Raw genomic sequence first — 14844 nt, 5'->3', positions numbered from 1 at the left:
GGGGAAGCGCAGCAGCATATCAGGGCTCGACTGCGATGTTCAGCAGCCGACAGAGCGAGGGACTGATCAGTCCTGCTCTTCCGTTTTCAGACGGTCCTGGATCACGTCCACGAGCTTTTCCGGCTGGAACTTGGAAAGGAAGTTGTCGCAACCGACTTTCTGCACCATCGCCAGGTTGAAACTGCCCGACAGCGAAGTGTGCAGCACCACGTACAGATCACGCAGGCGCGGGTCATGGCGAATTTCCGTGGTCAGGCGATAGCCATCCATCTCCGGCATTTCGGCGTCGGTGAAGACCATCAGCAGCTTGTCGGTCAGCACCTCCCCGGCATCGGCCCAGGCCTTGAGCATGTTCAGGCCCTTCAGTCCGTCGCTGGCGGTGTGAACCTTCAGCCCGAGCTGGCTGAGGGTTTCGCGCAGCTGCGAGAGGGCGACGGTGGAATCGTCCACGCAAAGCACTTCGCGGCCTCTGGCGCGCTCGAGCATCGGATCGGCCAGGCGTTCGGCGGAAATGCTGGTGTCGTAGGGCACGATTTCGGCGAGCACCTTCTCCACATCGATCACTTCCACCAGCTCGTTATCGACCTTGGTGATGGACGTGAGGTAATGCTGACGGCCGGCCGTGGTTGGCGGCGGCATCACTTCTTCCCAGTTCAGGTTGACGATGCGATCCACGCCGCCGACCAGAAACGCCTGTACGGTGCGGTTGTACTCGGTGACGATGATGGTGCTGCGCTCATCCGGCACCAGCGGTCGCAGCCCGATGGCGCGAGACAGGTCGACCACCGGCAGCGTCTGCCCTCGCAGGTTGACCACGCCGCAAACCGAGCTGTGGCGGTGCGGCATCAGGGTCATCTTCGGCAACTGGACGACTTCCTGCACCTTGAAGACGTTGATGGCAAACTTCTGCCGCCCGCCGAGCCGGAACATGAGAATCTCCAGGCGATTCTGCCCCACAAGACGGGTACGTTGATCGACTGAATCGAGAATGCCGGCCATTTCCAGGCTCCTTGGGAAAACATGGTAAAAGGCATATCGGCCGGATGCTCCAACGCTTTATGCAACGCAGGGTGTTTTTTATGCCGTGCGTCGCAACCGTCGGAATGGCAAACAGGGGTTATTGCTTGTCGGCATTGCGCAACAGCAAGGGAGAGTCGGGCGGCAGGTGCATGCGCAATGCGCCAGCGCGCACATCGAAGCGCAGATGGGCACCGCGGAACGGCTCGCCGTCCAGATTGATGTCGATCTTCGTCGGCGCCTCCACCTCGAGCCAGGGCACCCGCGCGCTGACGGACACAGTCTCGACTCCGAGCAATCCGCCGCTGAGCAATGTTCCCAGCGTACCGACGGCATCGGCCGGCGCAGGCACGATGCAGACATCGAGCAAGCCGTCATCGACGCTCGCCTGCGGACATAGCAGCTGGCCACCGCCCGCCTGGCGGCCATTGCCGATCCCTAGCGCCAGAAACTCGCCCTCCCATTCGAAGTCCGGACCGCTGAAGCGGCCACGGGCCGCATCGATCTCGGCAAAGCGCGTCAGCCCGGTCAGCAGGTAAGCACCACCACCCAGGAAACGCTTGAGTTCTTCCGAGGTGCTGGCAGTTACCCGCGAACCGAAGCCACCGGTAGCCATGTTGACGAATGGCCGCCCGTTCATCATGCCGATATCGACGGCCTGCGCAGGCTCATCCAGCAGCGCCAGCGCTTCGAATGGATCGAGCGATATACCGGCAGCCTTGGCGAAATCATTGGCGCTACCCAGCGGCATCAGTGCCAGGGTCGCGTCTGCTCCGATCTCCAGCATGGTTTCGGCAACTTCACGCAGGGTGCCATCGCCACCACCGGCAACCAGCATTCGGTAGCCCGTATTCAAGGCCTCCTGCACCAGCCGTTGAGCATCGCCGGGCTCCCAGGTCACGCGAACCGCCAGCTCCCAGCCCAATTCACGCTGCTGTTTGACAGCTTCGCGCACCTCGTCATTGAGCGCCTGTTTTCCATGCAGTATCAGCAGCGCCTTGGCATCGCTCATGGCTGTTTATTCCTCGCTATTCCCACCGTTGCATCAGACAGGTGGCAGAGGCGGAAGTTGTCTGGCGCAAACGCAGCGGTATTAATCCAAAAGTTCGATCAATCGTGCCGTCGGTCACTGACTGCTCGCTGACGGATGCCGAAACACGCAAACAAGTTCCACTTAAAACCCTTTCAAAACAGTGGTTTGCAGGCAAATCGTGGTTTTCATCATTTTTTTGGCAGGCCACGGAGTAGTACTGAACTCATCCTGAGAGGCACGGTCGGAGCAGGAGTCCCGATCACGGTTGCGATGGCGGCCTGCTATCAATCCCCCGCGTGCCGCGGCGATTAATTCGAGATTTGAGCCAGCTTTGAGCTGAGGATGGAGCCTTGTATGCGCGTACAGTCAGTTGGAACCCTTGAATATGCTCACCCGAGTTTCGTCGATTACTTCCTCGCCAGCATTCGTCTGATACATGCCTTGACGGCTATCTTGCCGGGGCTTCTGCTTCTGGCATTCATGGAGCTACCGACCAGCGGTCCGTTCAGCGCCTTCCTCGGCTTCTTCGCGGTACTGAGCGTCATCATTTTCCAGACCGTAGGCATCTACAGCGAAGAGGTGTTCAGCACCCTGCTGCGCTTCCGCGTCATGTTCGTCGCCTGGGCGGCAGCGTTCAGCTTCCTGGTCTTCATGCATCAGGGCATGGGGATGTTCGGCTATCTCGAAGCCAAGCATCTGGCGTTCTGGTTCCTCACCAGCACCATCCTGTTCGGCGCCGAACGCCTGGCAATGCTCGCCCTGTTCCGCCGCCTGATGGCGCGCGGCATGTTCCTGCAGAACGCCGTGATCCTCGGCGGCACCGACAATGGCGTACGCGTTGCCGAGTATCTGCAGAACCACCGCGATATTCGCACCGGCGTGCTCGGCTTCATCGACGATCGCCTCGAGCGCTTGCCCAACGAGCTGGCCAACCTGCCGCTGCTGGGCAACACCCGTGATCTCGAACAGATGATCCGTGAAGAGAAGGTCACCCAGGTGCTGGTCGCCCTGCCCTGGTTCGCCGACAGCCGGATCGGCCAGCTGATCGCCGAACTGCGCAAGCTGCCGGTCAACGTTCTGCTGGTCCCTGACATGGTCGCCTTTCGCCATGCAGACAAGCGCATCACCGAGGTCGGCGGACTGCCGACCCTGATCGCGTCGGATCTGCCGCTGCGCGGATGGTCGCCGATGTTCAAGCGTCTGGAGGACATCGTCATTTCCAGCATCACCCTGCTCGCCGCCGCGCCGGTCATGCTGGCGATAGCCCTGGCGATCAAGCTCGACTCGCCAGGCCCCGTGCTCTTCAAGCAGAAGCGCTACGGCTACAACAACCGCCTGATCGAGGTATTCAAGTTCCGCTCGATGTACCACGAGAAATCGGACGCCAATGCCGATCGGCAAACCACCCGTGGCGATGATCGCATCACCCGTGTGGGCCGCTTCATCCGCAAGACCAGCCTCGATGAGCTGCCTCAGCTGCTGAACGTCTTCCTCGGCAGCATGTCAATGGTCGGTCCACGCCCTCATGCCACTGCCACCAAGGCCGCTGGCGTGCTGTTCGAGGATGCCGTGGCCGAGTACTCCGCGCGCCATCGCGTCAAGCCAGGCATCACTGGCTGGGCACAGATCAACGGCTACCGCGGTGAAACCGACACACTGGAGAAGATCGAAAAACGCGTCGAGTTCGACCTGGATTACATCGAGCGTTGGTCCGTGTGGTTCGACCTCTACATCCTGGTGCGCACCCCGCCAGCGCTGCTGCTCAACAAGGATGTGTACTGATCGGCAAACGCGCTGAACACCGCCGAAAAAGATCAGAAAAGCCGCATCACAAAGATGCGGCAGGAAGGAACTAATGACACTCCCAAAAATCTCACATTCGTTCACCCCGGGCCGCACCCCGGCGGCTGCGAAGTTGCAGCCACGAGGTTGATCCCATGTTCAAGAACATCTTGATCGTCTGTGTCGGAAACATCTGCCGAAGCCCCACGGCCGAAGCGCTGTTCGCACACAGACTCAGCGGCCAGGACCTGACGATCAGCTCGGCAGGGATTGGTGCATTAGTAGGTAACCCGATGGACAAGACCGCCCATGAAGTACTGCAGGACAACGGGCTGGAGCTACCAGCTCACTGCGCGCGCCAGGTCGACAGCCACATGCTGCACCAGGCGGATCTGATCCTAGCGATGGAGCATAGCCACATTCAGCACATTCGCCAGATCGCACCTGAAGTGCACGGCAAAACGTTTCTCATCGGTAAATGGCAGGACGAGCTGGAAATCCCGGACCCGTACCGCCAATCCAAACCCGCGTTTGAACATGTCCACAATCTCCTGACGAAATCCGTCGAGAGCTGGCTTCCTTACCTGAAATGAAGAAGGAACTTCGATGACAACCATGCCCCGCCCGATCTATGAAACCAAAGAGGACAAGGACATCGACTTGGCCCACCTCTTTGACACCTTCATCAACAACCGCCTGCTGATCCTGGGCATCACCGGGTTCTTTGCAGCCCTGGGGATCGCCTACGCCCTGCTTGCGACGCCGGTCTATCTCGCCAGCGCGATGATCCAGATCGAGCCGAAGAACGGGCTGCCGAGCCTGACTGACGTGGTCAATACCAATCCGCCGGTGTCCCCGGCGCAAACCGAGATCGCGCTGCTCAAGTCGCGCTCGGTGGTTGGCGGTGCCGTTGCCAGTCTGAATCTCGACATCCAGATCACCCCCCACCACTTCCCGATCATCGGCGGCTTCATGGCGCGTCGCTTCGAGCCGAGCGAAGAAGGTGAATTGGGTTGGCACCCTGCCGGTCTGGGCGCTTACGCCTGGGGTGGCGAGACGCTGAAGGTCACTCAGCTGGAAGTGCCGGACAAGGTCCATGGCAAGGAGCTGACACTCGAAGCGGCAGAGAACAACGGCTTCATCCTGCGTGACAAGGACGACGAGGTCGTGGTTCAGGGTGTCGTTGGCGAGCCGGTCGAGACAGAGGACTACCGCGTCACCGTGGCTGAGCTGAATGCACGGCCGGGCACCACCTTCACCGTCGTCAAGAACCGTACCTACAACACCACTGAGAGCTACCAGCAGCGTCTGTCGGCCGCCGAACGCGGCAAGCAGTCGGGCATCGTCAACGTGACCCTCGAAGACCCCAACCCGGAGCACGCTATTCGCGTTCTGGAAGAGGTCGCCAGCCGTTATGTAGACCAGAACGTCGCGCGCAATGCCGCCGAAGCCACCCAGAGCCTGGAGTTCCTGAATGAGCAGGTGCCAGCCGTACGCAAGAAGCTGGAAGCTGCGCAGACAGCCCTGAACAAGTACCAGACCGGCTCGGGCTCGGTGGACATCACTGCCGAAACGCAATCCGTGCTGGATCGCATCGTCGACATGGAACGCCAGATCTCCGAGCAGAACCTCAAGCGTACCGAGATGGAACGCCGCTTCACCCGTCAGCATCCGAACTTCCAGGCGCTGATGAACCAGATCAACCAGCTGCAGACGCAGAAGGAAGAACTGGAGAAGCAGATCGGCACCCTGCCGTCGACCCAGCAGGAGCTCCTGCGCCTGACCCGTGACGTGGAAGTTTCCTCGGAAACCTACTCCATGCTGCTGAACAAGACCCAGGAGCTGGACATCATCCGCGCGGGTACAGTGGGCAACGTGCGCATCATCGACCATGCTGCCGCCGACCTGGAAAATCCGGTCAAGCCGAACAAGCCGCTGGTGGTGATCGTCGCGACCCTGCTGGGCGCCCTGCTCGCGACTGCCTTCGTCTATGTGCGTGAAGCCCTAAAGCGTGGTGTCGAGAATCCGGAAGACATCGAGCGTACCGGCACCCCGGTGTACGCCTCCATTCCGTTCACCGACAAGCAGGCTGCTCTGGAAAAACGCCTGGCCAACTTCAAGCGCGACAAGAGCACCGCCTCCTACCTGCTGACCATCAACGACCCGGCCGACCTCGCCACCGAAGCCATGCGCAGCCTGCGTACCAGCCTGCACTTCGCGATGATCGAGGCCAAGAACAACGTCCTGATGATCACCGGCCCAAGTCCGGCGGTGGGCAAGTCCTTCGTCACCACCAACCTCGCCGCGGTCGTTGCACAATCCGGCAAGCGCGTGCTGCTGATCGATGCCGACATGCGCAAGGGTTACCTGCACAAGGTCATGCGCTGTGATGGCGACAAGGGTCTGTCGGACATCCTCTCGGGCCGCATCACCCTGTTCGATGCCATCCAGAAGACCCAACTGAACAACCTGCACGTGATCACCCACGGCCAGCTGCCGCCGAACCCCTCGGAGCTGCTGATGCACGAGAACTTCTCGCGCTTCGTCAAGGAGATCAGCCACATGTACGACCTGGTGATCTTCGATACCCCGCCGATCCTGGCAGTCACCGACGCAGCCCTGGTCGGCAGCCAGGCCGGTACCACACTGATGGTCACCCGCTATGCGCTGAACGGCGTGAAGGAAATCGAGGCTGCCAAGCGTCGCCTCGAGCAGAACGGTCTGATCGTCAAGGGCGTCATCTTCAACGCAGTGGTTCGCAAGGCTTCAACCTACGGCGAGTACGGCTACTACCAGTACGAATACGCCAGTACCAGCAAATAAGGTGAGTGCATGGCGACGGCTCACCGTCGCCATGCAGAACACTGCAGCTACCCCCACTTTCCTCACTGCCGAACAACTGGCCTTCAGAGCGTCAGTGGAACGTTTTTTTGCCCGAAGATAGGTGTTAGCGATGACCAGACACCCCAACCGGCCAGCACAACGCCTCACACGACTGGCTGTGGCACTGGTGGCCACGCTGTCCGTAGCCGGCGCGAGCGCCGCCGATTGGCCAACCAGCGACAAGGGCCTCGCCCTGCTCGGGGTCAATATCTCCGGCGCCGGATTTGCCCCACACGTGACTCCGGGCAAGAACGGCACGAACTACTTCTATCCGGAAAAGAAGCACTTCAAGTACTACGCCGATCAGGGCATCCGCCTGATCCGCTTTCCCTTCATCTGGGAGCGGGTTCAACACTCGCTCGATGACGGATTGAACTTCGACCAGATCCGGTTGTTGAAGAAGACCCTGGATCTGGCCGCGATGAATGGCCAGAAGGTCATTCTGGACATGCACAACTATGGTCGTTACCACGGCGAACTCATCGGCTCGAGCAAGGTGCCATACGACGCCTACGCATCGGTGTGGCGCGAGCTGGCCAAGCGTTTCAAAGGTCACCGCGGTCTGCTCGGCTACGACATCATGAATGAGCCCCATGGCACCGTCGGCCTTTGGCCAGGCGCTGCTCAGGCGGCAGTCGATGCGATTCGCGAAGTCGATGACCAGACGCTGATCTTCGTCGAGGGCGAGCGCTGGTCCAGTGCGTATCACTGGCCACAGGTGAACGCCAACTTCCTGATCAACGACCCGGCCGACCGCATAGTCTACGAAGCGCACCTGTATTTCGACCAGGATTTCTCCGGCAAGTACATGGCGCAGACCAGCCGCGATATCGATCCGATGATCGGCGTCGAGCGCGCTCGCCCCTTCATCGAGTGGCTGAAGAAGCACGGCCAGAAAGGCTTCCTCGGCGAATACGGCATTCCCGACGACCTGCCCGAAGCGGCGGTCGCCATGGACAAGCTGCTCGCCTACCTCAATGACAACTGCGTACCCAGCGCCTACTGGGCCGGCGGCCCCGGCTGGGGCACCTACAAGCTTGCAATCGAGCCGCGCAAAGGCGAGGACCGTCCTCAGATGGAGCTCATGCGCAAACACCTGGCGAACGACTGCACTGCCATTGGCCCTACACCTGCGCACAACGCTGACTGATTCTGGAGTGACTCGAACATGAAATTCGGACTGCTATGGCACTCGTTCTCTTCCGGCAACCTCGGGGTTGGCGCCCTGAGCATTTCCAACATGCTGCTGATTGACGAGGCCGCGCGTAAATGCGGGATCACCCCGGAGTTCCTGATCATCGGTTCGTCCGGGCCCTGCGACTACCCTCCGTCCACCGAGCGCTTCAAGTACGAATTCATCGAGTTCAACGAGAAGGCGCTGCTGAAGAATCCCCACGGCCTGTACCAGGCGATCAGCTCCTGTGACGCGGTGTTCGATATCGGCGAAGGCGACAGCTTCTCCGACATCTACGGCGCCAAGCGCCTGATCAAGCTGCTGGTCAGCAAGGGCATGGCCCTAGGCGGTCGCGTTCCGCTGATCCTCTCGCCGCAGACCATCGGCCCGTTCAAGTCGGACTGGGGCACCAAGGCTTCGGCCTGGGCGATGAAGAAGAGCACCATGGTCTTTGCCCGCGATCACCAGTCGTTCGACGTGCTCAAGCAGCTGAATATCCCCAATCGCGACGAAGTCATCGACGTCGCCTTCGCCCTGCCCTTCGAGCGCCAGAGCGAACAGCGCGACCCAAGCAAGCTGGCCGTCGGCCTCAGCGTGTCGGCGTTGCTGCATCACGGCGGATACGAAGGCACCGCCAATCAGTTCGGCCTGCGTGCCGACTACAAGGCGCTGACCGACCGCCTGATCCGCACGCTGCTCGAGCGCGGCCACGAAGTACACTTGGTGCCCCACGTGATCCCGATCGGCTTCCCTGCGGAAGACGACTACACCGTGTCCCAGCAACTGCAGCAGCAGTACCCCGAGCTCAAGCTGGCGCCACGCTTCAAGGGACCAATCGAGGCCAAGTCCTACATCAGCGGCATGGACTTCTTCGTCGGCGCCCGCATGCACGCGACCATCGGCGCGTTCTCCGCCGGCGTACCGGTTGTGCCGCTGGCCTACAGCCGCAAGTTCGCCGGGCTCTATCAGTCGCTCGACTACCACCGTGTGGTGGACCTCAAGACCGAGGACACCGAGAGCGCACTGGAGTTGGTTCTCGCGCACCTGGACAACCGTGAACAGCTCAAGGCCGAAGTCGCCGCCAGCGGCGCGATCATCCGCCGCAAACTGGACGCCTACAGCGTGGCGCTGGAGCAGATCCTTGCCACCCTGCACCAGCCTCAGGCCGCGTATCAGAGATAACCATGCGCGATCACGCCCTGATGGGGGTTACCACGGCGGCCCGCACCGCCGTGCAGCTCGGCACCCTGCTGATCCTCGCGCGAACGCTGGGGCCGAGCGACTTCGGCTTCATTTCGATCGTGATCACCTGGTCGACCATCGTCGCCCTGGTGACCGACTACGGCTTCGGCATGCGCGCCTTGCGCGACATCGGCGCCGAGCGCCATCGCGCGGGAGAGATCATGTCCGCCAGCCTGGCGGCGAAGTCCGTACTGGTACTGCCGGCCTGCGTCGTTCTGCTGCCGATCATCCTGTTCGTCCTCGATCTGCACACCACCGAGCGCTTTGCCGCAGTGCTGTTCCTGCTCGGCACGATTGCCTCCTCCTATGGCGACCTTGGCCTGACGGTGTTTCGCAGCATTGGCCAGTTCCATCGCGAGACGAAGATCGTGGCTGCGACGGCACTGGTGCATTTCGTCCTGATCGGCGCGGCGATCCTGCTGCGCAACGATGTGCTGGCCATCGGCGTCGCCTTTCTGGTGTCACGTCTGATCTACGCGACTTTCGCCCTGCGCGCGCTGTCGAAGATCCTCGAACTGGGCGGCATCCTGCGCAACTCCTGGAAGGTGCTGGCCGAGCGCTTCAGGTCTTCCACCAGCTTCGCGGTGGACAGCGGTGCGACCAACATCTTCGCCCAGCTGGACGTCATCCTCGTCAACCATCTCGCCGGGCGCGAAGCCGCAGGCATCTACTTCGCCGGCTCGCGCCTGATCCAGGGCGCGGTGCCGTTCAGCGTGCTGCTGGCCAGCGTGCACATCCCGCGTTTCGCCTACCAGCTGCACAACAAGGCCGCCGGGCTGGCCCGCTATGGCCTGCGCATCCTCGGGGAATACGCGGGCATGGGACTGGTGTTTGCCCTGGCGTTCTTCTTCATCGGTCCGCTGTTCACCGACTATTTCCTCGGCGCCGAGTACGCCGAGCTGAACACCCTGTGGCTGGCCTTCGCCTGCTTCACCGCGGCGCGCTTCATCGCCGCCGGCCTGGGTGTACAGCTGATGGCGATGGGCACTGGTTTTCTGCGCACCTTCGGAATCATCGCCTCGGGCGTGATCACGGTGCTCTGTTACTGGATTTTCATCCCCTCGCACGGGATACAGGCGGCTCCCTGGGTGTCCACTCTGGGCATGGTCGTCCTGACGCTTATCTACGGTTATGCGGTGCTCAACATCTATCGCAAACGGCGCCAGCCAGCATGACCGCACTCGTTAAATACTGCCGGTCGCGCATCGCGCTCGACTGGCCGCTCAAGGGAAGGCAGGTATGAAAGCTTCATTGAATCGCGTGCTGAACAACGACTTGTGCAGCGGCTGTGGCATGTGCAGCTCGGTCGCAGACGACGACGCCATCAAGATTCGTCTGACTGGCGATGGCTACCACCGTCCGGTCCTCAACAGCCAGTACCAGAACAAGCCGGTGGCCAACGCGCAGACCAGCGCCGCTTTCGCCAAGTCCTGCCCGGCGCTGAATCTGGATATTCGCCCGTACAAGTCGGAGAACTACCACCCGATATGGGGCGAGATCCTCGACACGCTCAAAGGCTACGCCGCCGATAACGAGATCCGTCAGGCTGGCTCGTCCGGCGGCGTGATCTCGGCGCTGGCGCAGTATTGCCTGGAGAACAAGCTGGTCGACGGCGTGATCCAGATCCAGGCTTCGCAGACCGATCCGCTGGAGAACGTCGCCACCATCAGCCGCTCGCGGCAGAACGTCATCGCCTCTTCCGGCTCTCGCTACGCGCCGGCCAGCCCGGGCGAAGCGCTGAAGTGGGTGGCCATGTCCACCGAGAAGTACCTGTTCATCGGCAAGCCGTGCGACGTCGCCGCCGTGCGCCAGATGCAGCAGCACAACCCGCGGCTGAAGGAAAACATCCCTTACATCGTCTCCTTCATGTGCGCCGGCACGCCGAGCCTGCAGGGCACCGAGCAGGTGCTGGACAAGCTGGAGGTCAAGCGCAGCGACGTTACCGCCTTCCGCTACCGCGGCGACGGCTGGCCGGGGCTGACCAAGGCCACGCTGAAGAATGGCGACGAACGCACCATGACCTACAACGATTCCTGGGGAAAGGTGCTCAACCGCCACCTGCAAACCCGCTGCAAGATCTGCCCGGACGGCATTGGCGAATTCGCCGACATCGTCTGCGCCGATGGCTGGGAAGGCGATGAAAAGGGCTACCCGTCCTTCGAGGAGCGCGAGGGCAATTCGCTGATTCTGGTACGCACCGCAAAAGGTCGCGAACTTTTTCGCAACGCGGAGGCTGCTGGCGTTGTCAAAGCCGAGGCTTTCGATACGGGCAGCATCTTCTCCATTCAGCCGTTCCAGTACTACCGCCGCACGACGATCCTGCCGCGGCTGCTGGCGATGAAGCTGCTGTTGCTCAAGACCCCTACGTACAAAGGCTTCGAACTTGGCAAAGGGGTAAAGGAGATCGGGTTCTACCAGAGCTTCAAGGCGTTCACCGGTCTCCTGGTGCGGCGCAAGAAGATCAAGAAGCGGGCGCTGGAAACAGCTTGAAAGGCTGTGGCGCTCAAGGAACCAATACCTAAGGACTCAGGTTGATGACGAATTTCAGTTCACGCTTCTTCTTTTTTCCGTTGCTGATCCTGGCACTGATACTGCACTTTTCGGTATTCGGCGACAGCCCGCACAACCCCTATGGCATCAAGGGGCTGAACGAGGCGTATCTGGCGGTCAGCATCGTGTTCGCCATTTTGCTGTTGCTGGCATCGGCGGAAAACGCTCCGCGTGAATTTCGCATCCTGATGTACTACTGCCTGTACAGCGCGGTGGTGTTTCTGGTGATGCCGGCGATCTTCGCCTATTTCACCTATGGCCAACCGATCGTGTTCGGGCTCATTGAAGAGCGCCGCGTGCTGTTCTGCCTGGGTTTTGCACCGTTGCTGTTCCTCGGCAAGCGCGTCAGTACATTGCAGTTCGAACGCGCCTTGCTCTATGCAGCCCTGGCCGCCGCGTTCTTCTCCTGGTGCTTCAAGTTCGGCGTGATCCCCGACATGCGCCCGGAAGTGCGCTCGGACGACCGTCCGGATCGCTCATCTATCGGCCCGTACCTGATCTGCCTGGCGTACTTCTACTGCATCCAGATCTGGTCGAAGGGCGCCTCGCCGATCAACGGGGCCGCGCGGAACAAGACCTTCTATCTGGTGATCGCCGCCCTGCTGCTACTGACCCTGGTGTTTGCGACCCAGACGCGCCAGCTGATTGTCCTGTGCCTGGCCTTCACCCTGTTCTGTCTGCGTGCCAAGGCCGTCATCTGGGCGGCTTCGCTATCGATTCTGCTGTCGCCTTTCTATTTCTACCCGAGCCTGCTGGAAATTCTCGGGCTCAACACGGAGTTCTACGACAGCACGCTGGAAGGCGTGGAAGACGGCGCCCGCTCGGTCACCATTTCTCTGATCTTCGACCATCTGGATCAGGTCAACTGGCTGCCCAGCGGCTCGCTTTCGCTGATGTGGCAGGACGGCTTTATCCCGTACTTCGGCGAGCACTTCTTCCTGTCAGATGTCGGAATCATCGGAACGCTGTTCCGCTTCGGCTTTCTGACCTTCCTCATCGTCCCGATGACACTGTTCGTCTATCACCGCATCGCCAAGAACATTGCCACCGACATGACCTTCATCTACTCGACGATGCTGGCGTTCTTCGTCATCTGGCCGCTCAACGGATTCTTCGAATACGGCCAACCGGTTTTCGCATTGCTGTTCGTCATTCACGCCCTCAGGGCCCGTCACCTTCGCCGCCAGGAACCCATCCATGAACGTCGCGCTTATCCTCAACTACAAGGCAGCTACTGAAACCATCAGTTGCGTTGAGAGCCTGCTCGCTCATTGCCCGGCTCTCAACCATGTGGTGGTCATCGACAATGACTCCCAGGACGGCTCCGTGGTGGCATTCAACCAGTGGCTTGAGGCCCAGCCGCGCCACAACGTTACCGTTCTCGCCAACCCGGAGAACAACGGCTACGCCGGTGGCAACAACTACGGCCTGCGTTGGGCGCTGGACAACCTGCCAGTGACCACTTTCTGGATCGTCAACAACGACACCTATGTCGACAGTGATGCCTTCACGCCGCTGCTCGATGCGCTAAAAGAGAACGATCGCCAATTCGTTGGCTCGGTCATCCTCAGCGCCGACACCGGGCGCCTGGAATGCTACGGCGGCGGCAAGCTCTACCCGCTGCTGGGTAAGGCCAAGCTGCTGGGCAAGGACCAGACCCTCGAAGCCATGGCAAACACCAGCGAGCAGCCGGATTACCTGATGGGCTGCAGCCTTGCGTTCTCGGCCAAGCTGATCGATCGCATCGGCCTGATGGACGAGGCGTACTTCATGTATTCCGAGGAAGTCGACTGGCAGTTCCAGGCCAAGAAGAAAGGCATCTCTATCCGCGTCGTGCCAAGCAGCAGGCTCTTCCACTACGGCTCGCTGAGCTCGGGCGGCCGCTCGGCCTTCTATCACTACTACCGCAATCGCGCCGCGACCCGATTCAACAAGCGCTTCTACGGCCAGGGTTTCGCCTTCGCGTCGGCCTGTTTCCTGTCGGCGATCACCGTCATCAAGGAGTTCAACCACCCCAGCCTCGCCTGGTCCGGCATCAAGGGCGCCTTCAAGGGAGTAACGATGAGTGTCTAACGAGACTAACCACGCGTTCGGTGTGAATTTCTATACCGGCAGCAAGGCGACGCTGCTGAACTGCATTCGCGAGGGGGTCAAGCAGCCCTACTCGTTCGTGGTGACCCCCAATGTCGACCACCTGGCGCAACTGCAGGATAACCCTGCACTGCGCGAGGCTTACGCCAAGGCTCGCCTGCGCCTGTGCGACAGCCGAATCCTGCAGCCACTGCTGCAGCGCCTCGGTGTACAGATCGAAGAAGTGATTCCGGGCAGCGACCTTACCGTCGACCTGCTGGAATGGGCAGACCGCGAGCGCCTGCGCATCGTCCTGATCGGGGCGACCGAAGAGGAATGCGTAAAACTGCGCGCGATCTACCCCGGAATCACGCTCTATCACCACAATCCGCCGATGGGCTTCATCAATCGTCCGGATGAAGTGCAACGGGCATTGCAGTTCGTTCGGGAAAACCCGTCCGAATTAGTGCTCTACGCAGTCGGCGCGCCGCGCCAGGAAATACTTGCCAGTTCAATCGAAAGCCACGAACGGACCGGTATGGGCTTTTGTATCGGCGCATCCATTTCGTTCGCTACCGGCAGTATTAAACGGGCACCGGTGTGGATGCAGAACTGCAAACTCGAATGGTTGCATCGGATGCTTTCCGAGCCCAAAAGGCTGGTTAAGCGCTACGCACATGACGCGATGTTCATAGTTCCGGCATTCATGCGGGAAAAAAACTACCGCGTGCAGAAGGCCAAGCCGGCGAAACAGGACAGCTAATCCCAATGATCGAAAAATTGGGCGAAATTGCACTGAACGACGGTGAACCCAGCGAAATCGAGACGGTCTATCCCTTCTGTGTGAGCGTGACAGGATGGCAATTCAACATCTAACTAAACATGAGCGCCATCCCGCCTCGGTGGTAACGCAGCAGCCGTATGTGAAGAACTTAGGAATTAAACCTGCCCCACCAAACAGCCGCTGACTTTACAACCAGGAGGGAAATAAAAACGCGTCTACGTAGCTGAATAGATAGCTGCTGGAGATGAACAATTCAGGAAGGAGAGAAACTTTGGCTACCGATCCAATTTGGTCGCTGAGGAGTGTGGA

Annotated in this window: 12 protein-coding genes; 10 read left to right on the top strand and 2 right to left on the bottom strand. The window is 60.5% G+C overall.

Annotated features, from left to right (window positions below):
* Positions 1 to 66: 66 nt before the first annotated feature.
* Positions 67 to 999, bottom strand: a complete 933-nt coding sequence (locus tag LLJ08_RS08210) for a chemotaxis protein CheV (protein WP_228208650.1) — start codon at positions 997 to 999, stop codon at positions 67 to 69.
* 118 nt (positions 1000 to 1117) lie between these two features.
* Positions 1118 to 2029, bottom strand: coding sequence for a lipid kinase YegS (gene yegS, locus LLJ08_RS08205; RefSeq protein ID WP_228208649.1), 912 nt, complete (start codon positions 2027 to 2029; stop codon positions 1118 to 1120).
* Positions 2030 to 2404: 375 nt separating this feature from the next.
* On the opposite strand from yegS, the gene LLJ08_RS08200 reads away from it, so the two are divergent.
* The 10 genes from LLJ08_RS08200 (at position 2405) to LLJ08_RS08155 (ending at position 14514) form a co-directional block, all read left to right on the top strand.
* Entirely contained in the window at positions 2405 to 3832 is a 1428-nt protein-coding gene (locus LLJ08_RS08200) for an undecaprenyl-phosphate glucose phosphotransferase (protein WP_228208648.1), read from the top strand.
* Between the two features lie 155 nt (positions 3833 to 3987).
* Positions 3988 to 4425, top strand: a complete 438-nt coding sequence (locus LLJ08_RS08195) for a low molecular weight protein-tyrosine-phosphatase (RefSeq protein WP_014820788.1) — start codon at positions 3988 to 3990, stop codon at positions 4423 to 4425.
* A gap of 13 nt (positions 4426 to 4438) precedes the next feature.
* A complete protein-coding gene (locus LLJ08_RS08190) occupies positions 4439 to 6655 on the top strand; it encodes a polysaccharide biosynthesis tyrosine autokinase (protein WP_228208647.1) in 2217 nt (738 codons plus the stop codon).
* Positions 6656 to 6785: 130 nt separating this feature from the next.
* Positions 6786 to 7865 (top strand): glycoside hydrolase family 5 protein, encoded by a 1080-nt coding sequence (locus LLJ08_RS08185; protein WP_228208646.1) that lies wholly within the window; start codon positions 6786 to 6788, stop codon positions 7863 to 7865.
* 18 nt (positions 7866 to 7883) lie between these two features.
* Complete coding sequence (locus tag LLJ08_RS08180; protein WP_228208645.1) at positions 7884 to 9071, top strand: polysaccharide pyruvyl transferase family protein; 1188 nt, start codon at positions 7884 to 7886, stop codon at positions 9069 to 9071.
* 2 nt (positions 9072 to 9073) lie between these two features.
* Positions 9074 to 10306: an oligosaccharide flippase family protein gene (locus LLJ08_RS08175; RefSeq protein ID WP_014820792.1), complete on the top strand. Its 1233-nt coding sequence runs from the start codon at positions 9074 to 9076 to the stop codon at positions 10304 to 10306.
* A 64-nt stretch (positions 10307 to 10370) separates the two neighbouring features.
* Positions 10371 to 11621 (top strand): Coenzyme F420 hydrogenase/dehydrogenase, beta subunit C-terminal domain, encoded by a 1251-nt coding sequence (locus tag LLJ08_RS08170; RefSeq protein WP_003299945.1) that lies wholly within the window; start codon positions 10371 to 10373, stop codon positions 11619 to 11621.
* 44 nt (positions 11622 to 11665) lie between these two features.
* The gene (locus LLJ08_RS08165) at positions 11666 to 12919 is read left to right on the top strand and encodes a hypothetical protein (protein ID WP_228208644.1); all 1254 of its coding nucleotides are present in this window, start codon (positions 11666 to 11668) and stop codon (positions 12917 to 12919) included.
* Positions 12879 to 13754, top strand: a complete 876-nt coding sequence (locus LLJ08_RS08160; RefSeq protein WP_042926909.1) for a glycosyltransferase family 2 protein — start codon at positions 12879 to 12881, stop codon at positions 13752 to 13754. Before LLJ08_RS08165 ends, LLJ08_RS08160 begins: the two co-directional genes overlap by 41 nt.
* Positions 13747 to 14514, top strand: a complete 768-nt coding sequence (locus LLJ08_RS08155; protein ID WP_036998962.1) for a WecB/TagA/CpsF family glycosyltransferase — start codon at positions 13747 to 13749, stop codon at positions 14512 to 14514. The genes LLJ08_RS08160 and LLJ08_RS08155 overlap by 8 nt, the downstream gene beginning before the upstream one ends.
* The last annotated feature ends 330 nt before the right edge of the window (positions 14515 to 14844 follow it).

The organism is Stutzerimonas chloritidismutans, assembly GCF_020783375.1.
GTDB lineage: Bacteria > Pseudomonadota > Gammaproteobacteria > Pseudomonadales > Pseudomonadaceae > Stutzerimonas > Stutzerimonas kunmingensis.
This window is presented reverse-complemented; position numbering and strand designations above follow the sequence as displayed.

Excerpts from the sequence above, each read along its gene's own strand:
- LLJ08_RS08210 (WP_228208650.1), bottom strand. The coding sequence starts at position 999 with ATGGCCGGCATTCTCGATTCAGTCGATCAACGTACCCGTCTTGTGGGG.
- yegS (WP_228208649.1), bottom strand. The coding sequence starts at position 2,029 with ATGAGCGATGCCAAGGCGCTGCTGATACTGCATGGAAAACAGGCGCTC.
- LLJ08_RS08200 (WP_228208648.1), top strand. The coding sequence starts at position 2,405 with ATGCGCGTACAGTCAGTTGGAACCCTTGAATATGCTCACCCGAGTTTC.
- LLJ08_RS08195 (WP_014820788.1), top strand. The coding sequence starts at position 3,988 with ATGTTCAAGAACATCTTGATCGTCTGTGTCGGAAACATCTGCCGAAGC.
- LLJ08_RS08190 (WP_228208647.1), top strand. The coding sequence starts at position 4,439 with ATGACAACCATGCCCCGCCCGATCTATGAAACCAAAGAGGACAAGGAC.
- LLJ08_RS08185 (WP_228208646.1), top strand. The coding sequence starts at position 6,786 with ATGACCAGACACCCCAACCGGCCAGCACAACGCCTCACACGACTGGCT.
- LLJ08_RS08180 (WP_228208645.1), top strand. The coding sequence starts at position 7,884 with ATGAAATTCGGACTGCTATGGCACTCGTTCTCTTCCGGCAACCTCGGG.
- LLJ08_RS08175 (WP_014820792.1), top strand. The coding sequence starts at position 9,074 with ATGCGCGATCACGCCCTGATGGGGGTTACCACGGCGGCCCGCACCGCC.
- LLJ08_RS08170 (WP_003299945.1), top strand. The coding sequence starts at position 10,371 with ATGAAAGCTTCATTGAATCGCGTGCTGAACAACGACTTGTGCAGCGGC.
- LLJ08_RS08165 (WP_228208644.1), top strand. The coding sequence starts at position 11,666 with ATGACGAATTTCAGTTCACGCTTCTTCTTTTTTCCGTTGCTGATCCTG.
- LLJ08_RS08160 (WP_042926909.1), top strand. The coding sequence starts at position 12,879 with ATGAACGTCGCGCTTATCCTCAACTACAAGGCAGCTACTGAAACCATC.